The sequence below is a fragment of the Streptomyces bicolor genome (genome assembly GCF_000719285.1).
Lineage (GTDB): Bacteria > Actinomycetota > Actinomycetes > Streptomycetales > Streptomycetaceae > Streptomyces > Streptomyces bicolor.
The window spans coordinates 1-12,996 of the sequence record NZ_JOFS01000046.1 but is presented as its reverse complement, the minus strand read 5'-3'; the positions used below and the strand labels follow the sequence as shown (position 1 = coordinate 12,996).

General features: G+C 70.4%; 11 protein-coding genes and 1 pseudogene. 4 read left to right on the top strand and 8 right to left on the bottom strand.

The genetic code is table 11. From position 1 onward, the window contains the following. Positions 1-101: 101 nt before the first annotated feature. From IF78_RS46980 to IF78_RS0138310, 8 genes and pseudogenes are all read right to left on the bottom strand, one after another. Positions 102-304, bottom strand: a pseudogene (locus IF78_RS46980) (LLM class flavin-dependent oxidoreductase); the annotation flags it as partial. Positions 305-399: 95 nt separating this feature from the next. After that, on the bottom strand, positions 400-1,668 hold the full coding sequence (locus tag IF78_RS0138340) for a vanadium-dependent haloperoxidase (RefSeq protein WP_031487162.1): 1,269 nt from the start codon (positions 1,666-1,668) through the stop codon (positions 400-402). A gap of 127 nt (positions 1,669-1,795) precedes the next feature. Next, positions 1,796-2,779, bottom strand: a complete 984-nt coding sequence (locus IF78_RS0138335; protein ID WP_031487161.1) for an ABC transporter substrate-binding protein — start codon at positions 2,777-2,779, stop codon at positions 1,796-1,798. A 38-nt stretch (positions 2,780-2,817) separates the two neighbouring features. After that, positions 2,818-3,582 (bottom strand): amino acid ABC transporter ATP-binding protein, encoded by a 765-nt coding sequence (locus tag IF78_RS0138330; protein WP_031487160.1) that lies wholly within the window; start codon positions 3,580-3,582, stop codon positions 2,818-2,820. Further along, positions 3,579-4,511: an amino acid ABC transporter permease gene (locus tag IF78_RS0138325; protein WP_031487159.1), complete on the bottom strand. Its 933-nt coding sequence runs from the start codon at positions 4,509-4,511 to the stop codon at positions 3,579-3,581. The genes IF78_RS0138330 and IF78_RS0138325 overlap by 4 nt, the downstream gene beginning before the upstream one ends. A 3-nt stretch (positions 4,512-4,514) precedes the next feature. Next, the gene (locus IF78_RS0138320) at positions 4,515-5,477 is read right to left on the bottom strand and encodes an ABC transporter substrate-binding protein (protein WP_031487158.1); all 963 of its coding nucleotides are present in this window, start codon (positions 5,475-5,477) and stop codon (positions 4,515-4,517) included. Next, positions 5,474-5,989 carry a GNAT family N-acetyltransferase gene (locus IF78_RS0138315; protein ID WP_031487157.1) on the bottom strand — a complete coding sequence of 172 codons (516 nt, stop codon included), beginning with the start codon at positions 5,987-5,989 and terminating at the stop codon, positions 5,474-5,476. The genes IF78_RS0138320 and IF78_RS0138315 overlap by 4 nt, the downstream gene beginning before the upstream one ends. Further along, complete coding sequence (locus IF78_RS0138310; protein WP_031487156.1) at positions 5,986-7,122, bottom strand: LLM class flavin-dependent oxidoreductase; 1,137 nt, start codon at positions 7,120-7,122, stop codon at positions 5,986-5,988. Before IF78_RS0138310 ends, IF78_RS0138315 begins: the two co-directional genes overlap by 4 nt. Before the next feature lie 549 nt (positions 7,123-7,671). Between IF78_RS0138310 and IF78_RS0138305 the strand changes: the two genes are divergently transcribed. The 4 genes from IF78_RS0138305 to IF78_RS0138285 all read left to right on the top strand — a co-directional run bounded on the left by IF78_RS0138305 (position 7,672) and on the right by IF78_RS0138285 (position 12,948). After that, positions 7,672-8,679, top strand: coding sequence for an amino acid ABC transporter permease (locus IF78_RS0138305; RefSeq protein WP_031487155.1), 1,008 nt, complete (start codon positions 7,672-7,674; stop codon positions 8,677-8,679). Beyond that, on the top strand, positions 8,676-10,643 hold the full coding sequence (locus IF78_RS0138300; RefSeq protein ID WP_031487154.1) for an FAD/NAD(P)-binding protein: 1,968 nt from the start codon (positions 8,676-8,678) through the stop codon (positions 10,641-10,643). The genes IF78_RS0138305 and IF78_RS0138300 overlap by 4 nt, the downstream gene beginning before the upstream one ends. A gap of 351 nt (positions 10,644-10,994) precedes the next feature. Continuing rightward, entirely contained in the window at positions 10,995-12,101 is a 1,107-nt protein-coding gene (locus tag IF78_RS0138290; protein WP_031487153.1) for an aliphatic sulfonate ABC transporter substrate-binding protein, read from the top strand. 31 nt (positions 12,102-12,132) lie between these two features. Then, entirely contained in the window at positions 12,133-12,948 is an 816-nt protein-coding gene (locus IF78_RS0138285) for an ABC transporter ATP-binding protein (protein WP_051828528.1), read from the top strand. Positions 12,949-12,996 lie beyond the last annotated feature (48 nt).

The following is a 12,996-nucleotide window of genomic DNA, read 5'->3' as shown; positions in this document are numbered from 1 at the left end:
GCAGGCCCGCCGTGGCCCACTGCCGGGCCTCCCTCTCACCTCCGGCTCCACTCCTGCGCGAGCAGTAGCGTCGGTGGCCTGTTGGAGCTTCACCAGGCGAAGTCGGAGGGCTGAAAGAAGGCCCGGTAGCCGTTCACGGCCTCCAGCACGTGGCGGGGCTGACGCGGTGGTTCGCGGCGAACCGCAGCCGCCGCGCGCCCGCGACCTCGCCGCCGCTCCGGCCGCCGCTGCTGCCCAGGATCCACACCTCGACGTCGGCGCCCTCGCCCGGCACGGCGTGCGCTTCGACGCCCTCCGGGGACCGGCCGGCAGCGCGAGGATACAGCCGACCGCTACTGAGCCGAGCCCGGTGACGGCGAGGGAGACTCCGTTGGCGGCCGCACCTGGTGCCGGTGCCGCTCACAGCGTGCCGAACAGGCGCGCGGCGTTGCGCAGGGCGTGCGTCGCGACCCGCTCGCCGAGGACGAGACCGGCCTCGTCGGCCGAGCGGGTGTGGATGCCGGAGTACACGCGGGCGTCCACGTTCTCCTGGGACAGTCGGCTCCAGGCCGTGTACGTGCGGGTCACTCCGGGAGCGGTGGGGCTGGTCAGCTGGAAGGGCGCCGTCCGCGGCCCGACGAGCGCCGAGAGGACCGCTTCCGCGGCGCCCGAGTACGTGTTGTGGCCGCTCGGGTAGTCCGGATGGGCCGGCGTGGTGTGCAGCGGCGTCCATGCGGGGTCGGGGTCGATCGAACCGGTACGGATGGCCGTGACCGGGCGCCACCGCAGATAGGCGTACTTGGTGTCGGAGGTGGCGATCTGCGTGTCCACCAAGGCGACGTGGAAGAGGGCCACCAGCCTGGCCCGTCCGGCGCTGGAATGCGGTGACCGGGCGAGGGCCACCCGCAGTGGCTCGGTGTACAGCGTCAGTGAGGAACCCAGCCAGAAGTTGGCGGTCTCTGTCTGCCTCTCCGTGCGTACGGCGCTGTCCACCGCCCCGTATGCACGGACTTCGGCCAGATCGGCGCGGTATCGCGCGGAGTCCAGGGCGGGCGGTGCGGGCAGCCGGTACTGGTCGGGGCTGTCCAGCAGGAAGGGCCGGGCGAGCCGGTTGCCGTACTGCGCGGCCGGGGCGTGGGCGGGCGGGGTCGGCTGCCACACTCCAGGAGCCGCCGGTGGGACGGTGAACGGCGCGTTGACGGAGGCCGGGTCGAGGCCGTCACCCTCGCGGGCGGCGAGCACCAGCCGCGCCTGGCGGGCACCGGCCGCCACGCCCTTCGACTCGGCCGCTCCGTCGGGAACGCCGTCCAGCGTCGCGCGCAGGGCTGCGTCCAGTTCCTGAGTTCGGGTGGGGACCAGCGCCACCAGAGCGTCGTGCACGGCGGACGCCAGAGCCGCGTCCTGGAAGTCGCCCCGGTCGACGCCGGACGGCACCACGCGGGTGGCTCGGGCCGCCGCGAGCCAACTGACGGCCCAGGTCCGGCTGTTCGTGATCTGCGTCGGGGCGCCGTCCGCCGCGATGGTGGCCGCTGTCGTGTCGTACCAGTCGAGCGCCACGGACGAACGCGGGTGCCCCTCCACCACGGCAGCCGCGGCGGACGGAACGGTGACGGAGGCGGCCAGCAGGACGGCCGAGCCCAGCGCCACCAGGACGGGACGGACGGGATGACGGTTTCTGAACGGGTTCACGCGTACTCCTTCTCGGATGTGCGATTGACGGCAACGCCGGTACGAGGCCGTGGATCGCGACGGGCATCGGCGGAGGCCGGGTCGGGAGGAGGTGGAATCCGCCGACGCCGGTGGCCGGGTGCCAGAGCTACTTGTTGGTCTTGGGCAGGCCGGGCGGGTTGGTCTCCGACCTGGTCACTGCTTCGTCGGACAGGCCCCAGCGCTTGAGCACCTTCGCGTACGTACCGTTCTCGATCACGTGGTTCAGGGCGTCGGCGAGCGGCTTGACCAGGCCGCTGTCCTTCTTGGTGGTCGCCGCGATGAGGCCCTGGAGGGTGGCGCCGGCGCCGGAGTAGGTGCCGACGACCTCGGTCTTCCCGGTGGTGGCAGCGTGGTAGGCGGCGGTGGGGTTGGGGCCGAGGTAGAGGTCGATGCGGCCGGACTGGAGAGCGAGGTAGGTGTCGCTGTCGTTCTGGTAGTACTTGATGTCCACCGGTTCGCGGCCGGCCTTCTCGTTCTCCTTGCTCCAGTCGATCAGCAGCTTCTCCTGGTTGGTGCCGCTGCTGACGGCGACGGTCCTGCCCGCCACGTCCTGGGGCCCGCCGACCTTCAGGCCGCTGCCCTTCTTCGCCTCGAAGGCCAGGTTGTCCTCACGGTAGGTGGCGAAGTCGTACTTCTCCTTGCGCTCCTCGGTGACGGTGATGTTGCTGAAGCCGACGTCGTACTTGGCGCTGTCGAGGCCGACGAAGATGTTCTCCCAGGACACCGTGTTGACGTGCGGCTTGAGGCCGAGCACATCGGCGACCAGAGAGGCGATGTCGGGCTCGACGCCGATGACCGTCTTGTTGTCGGTGGCGTAGAAGGTGAGCGGTGCCGCGGAGCCCGACGAGTCCACGATCTCCAGGGTGCCTCTCTTACGGATCTCCTCGGGCACCTCGGCCGCTATGGAGTCGACCTTGTCGGTGGTGATGCGGTCCTGGTCGGCGGTCAGGTTGATCTTCGTCTTGCTGCCCGACGCGGCCGCGACCTCGGTCGTGCCGCCGTCGTCGGGGTTGCCGCACGCGGCGAGGAGGAGGGCGGTGGTCAGGCCCAGCGCGGCGGCGGCGGTGCGGCGGGTGATCGAGGTGGACATGGTCGTGCTCCTTGCTTGTGGAAAGGGGTGAGGGTCGGTCAGAGGACCTTGGAGAGGAAGGCGCGGGTGCGTTCCTGTTGCGGGTTGTCCAGGACGGCCGACGGCGGCCCCTGTTCCACGACGACTCCGCCGTCCATGAACACCACCGTGTCGGCGACCTCGCGGGCGAAGCCGATCTCGTGGGTCACGACGATCATGGTGGTGCCGGTGCCGGCCAAGTCCTTGATGACGTCGAGGACTTCACCGACCAGCTCCGGGTCGAGAGCCGAGGTGGGCTCGTCGAAGAGCAGCACCTTCGGTTCGAGGGCGAGCGCGCGGGCGATGGCCACGCGCTGCTGCTGGCCGCCGGAGAGCTGCCGCGGGTAGGCGCCGGACTTGTCGGCGAGGCCGACGCGGTCGAGGAGTCGGCGGGCCGTCTCCTCCGCCTCCTTGCGTGGGCGGCGCAGCGCGGAGACCGGGGCCTCGATCAGGTTCTCCAGCACGGTCAGATGCGGGAAGAGGTTGAAGTTCTGGAAGACGAACCCGATGCCGGTCCGCTGCTTCAGAACCTCCTTCTCCTTCAGCTCGTGCAGCTTGTCGCCCGAGCGGCGGTAGCCGATGAGTTCGCCGTCGATGCTAATCCAGCCGCGGTTCACCTTCTCCAGATGGTTGATGGTCCGCAGCAGCGTGGACTTGCCGGAGCCGGACGGGCCGAGGATCACGGTGACCTCGCCGGAGCGGACCTTCAGGTCGACACCGCGCAGCACCTCCAGCGGGCCGAAGCTCTTGTGGACGCTGTGGACGTCGACCATGACGGCACTCATGGGGTCTCCTTCGTCATGAAGCGCCGGACGCGCTGGAGCGGGGTGGGCGGCGGGGTGCGGTCGGTGCCGCGGGCGTAGTGGCGCTCCACGTAGTACTGGGCGAGGGACAGCAGGGAGGTGAGGACGACGTACCAGACGGTGGCGACCAGCAGCAGCGGGATCACCCGGCCGTTGCGGCCGTAGATGACCTGTACCTGGTAGAAGAGCTCGCCGATCGACATCACGTAGACCACCGAGGTGCCCTTGAGCAGGCCGATGATCTCGTTTCCGGCCGTGGGCAGGATGGCGCGCATGGCCTGGGGCAGCACGATCCGGCGGATCTGCCGCAGCCGGGGGATGCCCAGCGCGGCGGCCGCCTCCAGCTGTCCGTGGTCGACGGAGAGGACTCCGCCGCGGACGATCTCGGCGGCGTATGCCGCCTGGTGCAGGGTCAGTCCGATGATGGCGGCGCCGATGGTGCCGATGAGCGTGTTGCTGTCCACGGCCCAGAACACCGGGCCGAAGGGGATGCCGACGCCCAACTCCTCGTACAGCGCGCTCAGGTTGAACCAGAACACCAGCTGGACGATCATCGGGATCGACCGGAAGATCCAGATGTAGGTCCAGGCGACGGTCGAGAGCACCGGGCTGCGCGACAGCCGCATGAAGGCGAGCACGGTGCCGAGGAGGAAGCCGAGGACGGTGGCGTAGGCGGTGAGCTGGAGGGTGACCCACACCGCCTGGACGATCGTCTCCGAGAAGACGTAGTCCCGGAAGACGTTCCACTCCCAGACGGGGTTCGTGGCCAGGCCGTGCGTGAACTGGGCGACCAGCACGATCACGGCGATTCCGGCGGCCCAGCGGGCATAGTGGCGGGCGGGTACGACCCTGAGTTCGGCCGGGTCTTCGACCGGTTTCGCGGTCGGTCGGGCGATGGTGTCGCTGCTCATGGGTCACCTGTGCTCGGGCGGGTTGATCCGCGACGTCTCGATCGCGGAGGCGGAGGTGCCCCACTTGGCGAGGATCCGGGCGTAAGTGCCGTCCTTGATCAGCTCGTTGACGGCGGCCTGGAAGGCCTTGGTGAGCGGGGAGCCCTTCCTGAAGGCGAAGCCGACGTCGAGGCGGTGGTACTCGCCGAGGAAGGTGGTCCCCGAAGTGGGCTGTGCCGCCTGGTAGCGCAGGCCGTTGATGGTCGACATGATCACGTCGATGCGGCCCTGCTGGAGCGCGGTGAGGGTCGCCGCGTTCTCGGAGTAGACCTTCACCTCGTACGGCTTCTTGCCGGCCTCGGCGCACACGCCCTTCTGCGCGGTGAGCGTCGCCTCGAACGTGGTGCCGGCGCCGGTGCCGATGGTCAGCCCGCACAGCCGGGTGAGGTCGGTGACCTTCGACGCGAGCTCGGTGTTGCCCTTCCTCACCGCGAAGCCCTGGCCGTCGTTGATGTAGGTGACGAAGTCGATGGTCTTCAGGCGCTCGCTGGTGACCCCGAAGTTGCCGGTACCGAAGTCGTACTTGCCGCTGCCGAGGGCGGGCAGGATCGTCTCGAAGGAGGCGTCCTGACGCTCCAGCTTCACGCCGAGCACCTTGGCCACGGCGTCGGCGAGGTCGATGTCCTGGCCGGCGGGCGCCTTGTCGGTGCCGTTCGGGTAGTACGCCCCGGGCGGGAACCCGATCGAGCTGCCGACGCGCAGGGTGCCCGCCTTGCGTACGTCGGCGGGGAGCAGCGCGGCGGCGGAGTCCACCTTGCGTACGGCGGCGACCGGGTCGTCGGTCGGCGCGGGGGATGCCTGGGCGCCCACTGCCGCGGTGCCGTCGGGGTCCCCGGAGCCGGAGCCGCAGGCGGTCAGGGCCAGCAGGGGCAGCAGGGCCAGGGCGACGGTGGCGCGCGGGCGGCGCCTGAGCGTACGGAAGTTCACTGGTCGGGAGCCTTTCCCGTGCGTTCCCGCGCCGCGAGGTGCTTCTCGAAGGGCAGGGGGCCGATGGTCTCCGGGTCGGCCTCGGTGTCGAACAGCGGTGTGTAGCCGGCGGCCAGGTACAGGCCGCGGGCCTCGGGCTGGCGCGGTCCGGTGGTCAGGTGGATCCGCCGGTAGCCGCGTGCGTCCGCCGCCCGCTCCAGCTCGGCGATGACACGCCGGGCGAGGCCGCGTCGGCGGTGGGCGGAGTGGGTCCAGATCCGCTTCAGCTCGGCGGTGTCGGCGTCGTACCGGCGGAAGGCGCCGCCGGCCACGGGCTCGCCGCGTTCCAGCAGCAGGAGGAGCAGGCCTCCGTACGGTTCGGTGAACTCCTCGTCGGGGTAGCGCGAGATCTCGGCGTGCGCGTCCTTGCCGTACCGGCGCGAGTACTCGTGGCCGAGTTCGCGCAGCAGGGGTCTCACGCGCGGGTCGGACACCGGAACCTGAATGATCGTCAACTCCGGTGCGGAGGTCACGCGTTCACCGCCGTAAGGGTCTGCGTTCCGCGCGCCGCCCGCTCGGCGTCGCGCTTGGCGACTTCCTCGCGGACGATCGGGATCACGTAGCGGCCGAAGTCGATGGCGTCGTCCAGCAGGTCGTAGCCGCGCGCGGAGAGGATGTCGACTCCGAGGTCGTAGTAGTCGAGCAGTGCCCGGGCGACCGTCTCCGGCGTACCGACCAGGGCGTTGGAGTTGCCCGCGCCCCCGGTCGCGGCGGCGGTCGGGGTCCACAGGGCGCGGTCGTAGCGCTCGCCCGCCTCGGCGATGGCGATCAGCCGCTGGGAGCCGGTGTTCTGGGGCTGCGTGTGACCGTTGTGGCGCTTGGTGATCGCCTCGCCCTTCTCCTTGCGTGCCTTGATCGCGCCGACCGTGCGGTGGGCCTTCTCCCAGGCCAGTTCCTCGGTCGGGGCGATGATCGGGCGGAAGGCGACCTGGATGCGGGGGACGTCGGTGCGGCCGGCGGCCTGCGCGGCGGCCTTCACGTTCTCGATCTGCTCGGCGGTCCTCGCGAGGGGCTCGCCCCACAGGCAGTAGATGTCGGCCTCGGCGCCTCCGGCCGCGTACGCGGCGGGCGACGAGCCCCCGAACGAGACGCCGGGGCGGGGCTGTTGGACGGGGAAGACGTCGCTGACGAAGTCGTGGAAGCGGTAGTGCTCGCCCTCGTGGTCGAAGGGCTCGTGGGTGGTCCAGATCTTCTTGACGATCCGGATGTACTCGCGGGTGCGAGCGTAGCGCTCGTCCTTGGTGAGGGTGTCGCCCTCGCGGCCCTGCTCGTGGTCGTTGCCGCCGGTGATGAAGTGCACGGTCAGGCGGCCCTCGCTGATCTGGTCGAGGGTGGCGAAGGTCTTGGCGGCGAAGGTGGGGTACGAGACGTTGGGCCGGTGGGCGAGCAGGATCTGGAGGCGGTCCAGCCTGCTCGCGATGTACGCGGCGGCCGGTGCGGGATCCGGCGATCCGGAACCGTAGGCGAACAGCACACGGTCCCAGCCGTGCTCCTCGTGCGCCCGGGCGAGCCGGAGTGTGTACTCCTTGTCGAACGCGGCGCCGGAGCGCGGTGTGGTTTCGGAGCCGTCGTTGGTGGCGGCGATGCCGAGGAACTCCACGGGCATGGATGTTGGCCTTTCGGGATCGCGGCATGCGGGCGTCACTGAACAGCCCTGCGTGCAGGCGCGGGTGATGGTCCGTCAGGACGAGGGTCGAGATTCGAGACCTTCAGAACGACGGTTGAGTACGGGCGTGACGACGCCTGGCGTCGGTGGAGACAGTGCTGCGGCAGCGCGCGCGAAGAGGGGACTCGGCCCGCGACGGGGTCACCGAGGGAGGGAAGGGCCGGTCAGTCGGCCCGCTGCCGAGTCAGGCGCAACACGCGGCGGACCACACCCGACCGAAGTCGATGTGATCGCGCGAGACCAAGCGCTGCTGGGCAGTCATGCGATTACTTGAGCAGTACATCGTGCTCTCCGTCAAGCAGGGCCCGCATGCCGGACCGCCGTGACCACCGCCCGAAGGCCGCCTTGTTGACACATCGATGCCGTGAGCACATACGATCGAGAGTGGATCGGCTCCGCGATGCGCGGCAGCCTCTCCGGCCGTGTTGAGGGACGCGGCAAGCGTGACGACACCCCGCGCCTGCCCATCCTCCCCCGGAGAGCCTCCTCATGGTCACGCCGTCCGATGTCACGCCCCTTCCTGTCACGAAGTCCTCCCAGCCACCCGTCGCTCCGGACGAGGACCCGCCGCGGATCGTGCCGCGCCGGCACGCCGGCCGGTGGCTGACGGCCGCCGTCGCGCTGCTGCTCTTCGCGATGGTGCTCAACTCCGTTGTCCGCAACGACGCTTTCCAGTGGGACGTGGTGGGCCGGTACTTCACCACCACCGCCGTGCTCGACGGGCTGCTGCTCTCCCTGTGGCTGACCGCCGTGGTGATGGTGCTCGGCTTCCTGCTCGGCACCGTGCTCGCAGTGATGCGGCTCTCCGCCAACCCCGTACTGCGCACGCTGAGTTGGGGCTATGTGTGGATCTTCCGGTCGACGCCGCTGCTGGTGCAGCTGCTGTTCTGGTTCAACATCGGCGCCCTGTACCCGACGCTGGGCCTCGGTGTCCCGTTCGGCCCGCAGTTCGTCACCGTCAAGACGGTCAACCTGCTCGGCCCCACCCTCACCGCCGTCATCGGGCTGACCCTGCACGAGACCGCCTATGCCGCCGAGGTGGTGCGTGGCGGCATCCTGTCCGTGGATTCCGGGCAGACCGAGGCGGCCCAGGCACTCGGGCTGAGCAGACGCCGCACCCTGCGCCGGATCGTCGTGCCCCAGGCGATGCGCTCCATCGTGCCGACCGCCGGGAACATGCTGATCGGCACCCTCAAGGGCACCAGCATCGTCAGCGTGCTGGCCGTGCACGACCTGCTGTACTCGGTGCAGCTGATCTACAACCAGACCTACCAGGTCATCCCGCTGCTGATGGTCGCCACCCTGTGGTACATAGCGGTCACCACCGTGCTGAGCGTGGGCCAGTTCTACGTCGAGCGGCACTATGCGCGCGGCGACTCCCGCACCCTGCCGCCGACTCCGCTGCGGCGGCTGCGCGGCCACCTGACCGCCGTACGCCACCGGCTGAGCGCGGCGACGGCCGCCGACGCCCGCCCGGCGATCGGCGGTGACCGGTGAGCGGCGCACCCTCCACGGCCGTACTGGTCGTCGTCGGCGCGGGGCCGCGCGCCACGGGTCTGCTGGAGCGCATCGCCGCCAACGCACCCGAACTGTGGGACGAGACACGGGAGTTGCGAATCCACCTGGTGGATCCGCATCCTCCCGGCCCGGGACGCGTCTGGCGGCACGAGCAGTCCGCACTGCTGCGGATGAACTCGATGGCCGAGGACGTCACCATGTTCACCGACGAGTCGTCCACCATCGAGGGCCCGGTACGGCCCGGTCCCTCGCTCGCCGAGTGGGCCGAGCAGTTCTCCGGACGGGGGCCGCGCCACGCCCCGCATACCGAGCCCGCCGACCCGGAGGTGCTCGCCGAACTGCGCACGCTCCAAGGGAGCGACTTCCCCACGCGCCGCGCCCAGAGCGCCTATCTCGACTGGGTGTTCCGCAGGGCACTGGCCGAGCTGCCGCCCTCGGTGACCGTCGAGTGGCACCGCACCACCGCGACCGCCGTCACCGGCCCCCCGCACGGACCGCAGCAGGTACACCTGGCCGGCCGGGCCACCCCGCTCACCGCCGACCTGGTGGTCCTGGCGCAGGGACACCTGGGCTCCACACCCACCGCCGAGCACCGCGACCACGCCTCCTTCGCCCGCCGCCACGGCCGCTTCCACCTCCCGCCGGAGTTCTCCGCCGACGCCGACCTGTCCGCACTGCGGCCCGGCGAACACGTCGTCCTGCGCGGGTTCGGGCTCGCCTTCATCGACCTGATGACGCTGCTCACCGAGGGCCGGGGCGGCGGCTACCGCACCGAGGCCGACGGCACCCTCACCTACCTCCCGTCCGGCCGCGAGCCCGTTCTCCACGTCGGATCGCGGCGCGGGGTGCCGTACCACTCCAAGACCCGCTACCGGCTCCAGGGCCCTCGGCCCGGGCTGCCGCGCCACTTCGGCCCCGAGGCGCTCGACGCGCTGCTCGCCGAGGGGCGCCCGCTGGACCTGCGGCGCGATGTGTGGCCGCTGATGGCCAAGGAGATCGGCTTCGGCCACTACCACGAGCTCTTCCACGCACACCCCGGGCGCACCGCCCTCCCCTGGCCGGACTTCGTCGCCGCGTACGACCGTCTGGGCTGGTACGACGACGACATGGCGACCCTCGTCGCCACGGCCGTACCCGACCCGGCGGACCGTCTGGACTTCGAGGCGCTGGACCGTCCGCTGGACGGCCTCGCCTTCCCCACACCGGACGCCTTCCAGGATCACCTGCGCGCGCACATCGCCCAGGACGTCGCCCGTCGCGAGGACCCGGAGTTCAGCGCCGACCTCGGAGCGTTCCTCGCGCTGCTCTCCGTCTACGGCCAGTTGCCACGGCTGGTGGCCGCGGGGCGGCTGACCGCACGGTCCGTTGCCGGGCAACTCGACGGGTGGTGGCACGGCTTCTTCAGCTTCCTGGCCTCCGGCCCGCCCGGCTTCCGCTTGCGCCAACTGGTGGCCCTCTCGCGGGCCGGGATCGTCCACTTCGTGGGCGCCGGCGTCCGGATCGGCACCGACGAGAACACCGGTACCTTCACCGCGACCAGCGCCACCGTCCCCGGGCACACCGTCCACGCGACCGCCCTCATCGAGGCGTATCTGCCGGGCCCCTCTCTCGACCGCACCGAGGATCCGCTCCTGCGGGACCTGCACCTGGCCGGCGCCCTCACCGAGGAGGTCGTCGCCGACCCCACCCACACCCACCGCTCCGGCCTGCTCACGGTCTCCACCACGAACGCCCACGTCATCGACCCATCCCTCGGCGGTCCCCACCCCCGGCGCATCGCCCTCGGCGCCCCCACCAACAGCCGCGCCGTCGCCGCCTTCGCCCGCCCCGGGACCAACGCGCCCGCCTTCCGCCAGAACGACGCGGTGGCCCGCGCGGTGCTGCGCACTCTCGCCTCCGAGGCGTCTATCTCAGAAAGAGAGATGACCGAGTCCACCATGTGAACAGCCCCTTGGGGTGGACGCAACCTTCTGCCACGATCCCCATCAACCAGGTAGGAAAACTAGGAATCTGTGGGGTGGGGTCGCCATGAGCATGCGCAACCGCACGGACCTGTTCCCGGCCCTCCTGACCTCGCGCCGCCACATCGACTTCGGCCGTACGTCCAGCGCCATCTGTCGGCCCGTCTGAGACTCTCCGCGCCGCGCACCCGCACGCACCCCAACCCCCCACACCACCGCGTCTCCTGCCGCCCCGCCGGGACGGCGGGCGAGTGGTGTGCCGGTGCGCGTCGACAGGCCCTGTCGCACTCCGCCGTACCTCCCTGAACTCCCTTCCGCTGAAAGGACACCACTGTGTCTGCCGCAAGACCGCTCACCACCCTGCGCACCTTCGCCGTCATCGCGGCGCTCCCCCTGCTGCTGACCGCCTGCGGCTACGGCGCCGAGTCCACCGACGACGGCAAGCAGGCCGAGGTCGCGGCGGACGCCAAGCAGCTCTCCGCCGACGAGGTGAACATCGGCTACTTCCCGAACCTGACGCACGCCACCGCTCTGGTCGGCGTCCAGGAGGGCCTCCTCCAGAAGGAACTCGGCGGCACCAGGATCAAGGCCTCGACGTTCAACGCCGGCCCTTCGGAGATCGAGGCGCTGAACTCCGGCTCCCTCGACATCGGCTGGATCGGCCCCTCCCCCGCCATCAACGGCTACACGAAGGCGGCCGGCAAGAACCTGCGGATCATCTCCGGCTCGGCCTCGGGTGGCGTCAAGCTCGTCGTCAACCCGGAGAAGGTCAAGTCCCTGAAGGACGTCAAGGGCAAGAAGATCGCCACGCCGCAGCTCGGCAACACCCAGGACGTGGCCCTGCTCAACTGGATCTCCGAGCAGGGCTGGAAGGTCGACGCGGAGAGCGGCAAGGGCGACGTCTCCGTGGTCCGCACCGACAACTCGATCACCCCGGACGCCTACAAGTCCGGCTCCATCGACGGCGCCTGGGTACCCGAGCCGACCGCCTCCAAGCTGGTCGCCCAGGGCGCCAAGGTGCTGCTCGACGAGGCCGACCTGTGGCCCGACAAGAAGTTCGTGATCACCAACATCATCGTCCGGCAGGACTTCCTGAAGAAGCACCCGGACGTCGTCGAGGCCGTGCTGCGCGGTTCGGTGAAGACCAACGAGTGGATCAACGCCAACCCGGACAAGGCCAAGGCCGCGGCCAACGAGGCGCTGAAGGGGCTGTCGGGCAAGGCCCTGCCCGCCGACGTCATCGACCCGGCCTGGAAGTCGATCACCTTCCTGGACGACCCGCTGGCGGCGACCCTCGACACCGAGGCGGAGCACGCGGTCAAGGCCGGTCTGCTGGAGAAGCCCGACCTGAAGGGCATCTACGACCTCGCGCCGCTCAACGAGGTCCTCAAGGCCGAGGGCAAGGACGAGGTCGACGACGCCGGTCTCGGCGTCAAGTAGCGATCACCGCATCCCACGAGTCCCCCAGGAGATGACGACCATGGCCACGACGACGGCCACGACCGCCAAGGTCGCCGAGGACGCCGACGCGGTGCCGTACGCCGCCCGGATCGAGCACGTCTCGAAGTCCTTCCCGGCGCCGGGTGCACCCGGCGGACAGCAGCTCGTGCTGGACGACATCACGCTCGATGTCGCGCCCGGCGAGTTCGTCACCCTCCTGGGGGCCTCCGGCTGCGGCAAGTCCACCTTGCTCAACCTGGTCGCGGGGCTGGACCAGCCGTCCACCGGCTCGCTCGGCACGGACGGCCGGCCGGCCCTGATGTTCCAGGAGCACGCGCTGTTCCCGTGGCTGACCGCGGGCAAGAACATCGAACTCGCCCTGAAACTCAAGGGGGTTCCCAAGTCCGAGCGGCGCCATGAGGCGGAACGGCTGCTGGACCTCGTCCGGCTGCAGGGGGCGTACGGCAAGCGGGTGCACGAGCTGTCGGGCGGTATGCGCCAGCGCGTCGCCCTGGCACGGGCGCTCGCCCAGGACAGCCGACTGCTGCTGATGGACGAGCCGTTCGCCGCGCTGGACGCGATCACCCGTGACGTGCTGCACGACGAGCTGACCCGCATCTGGCAGGAGACGGGCGTGTCGGTGCTGTTCGTCACGCACAACGTGCGCGAGGCGGTGCGGCTCGCCCAGCGGGTCGTCCTGCTGTCCTCGCGCCCGGGCCGTATCGCCCGGCAGTGGACGGTCGACCTGCCGCATCCGCGTCGTATCGAGGACACCGCGGTCGCCGAACTGTCCGTCGAGATCACCGAAGAACTGCGTGGGGAGATCCGCCGCCATGGCCAGCACTGACACGACACCCGCCAAGGACGGCAACGACCTCGCCGGACTCGAAGCCGG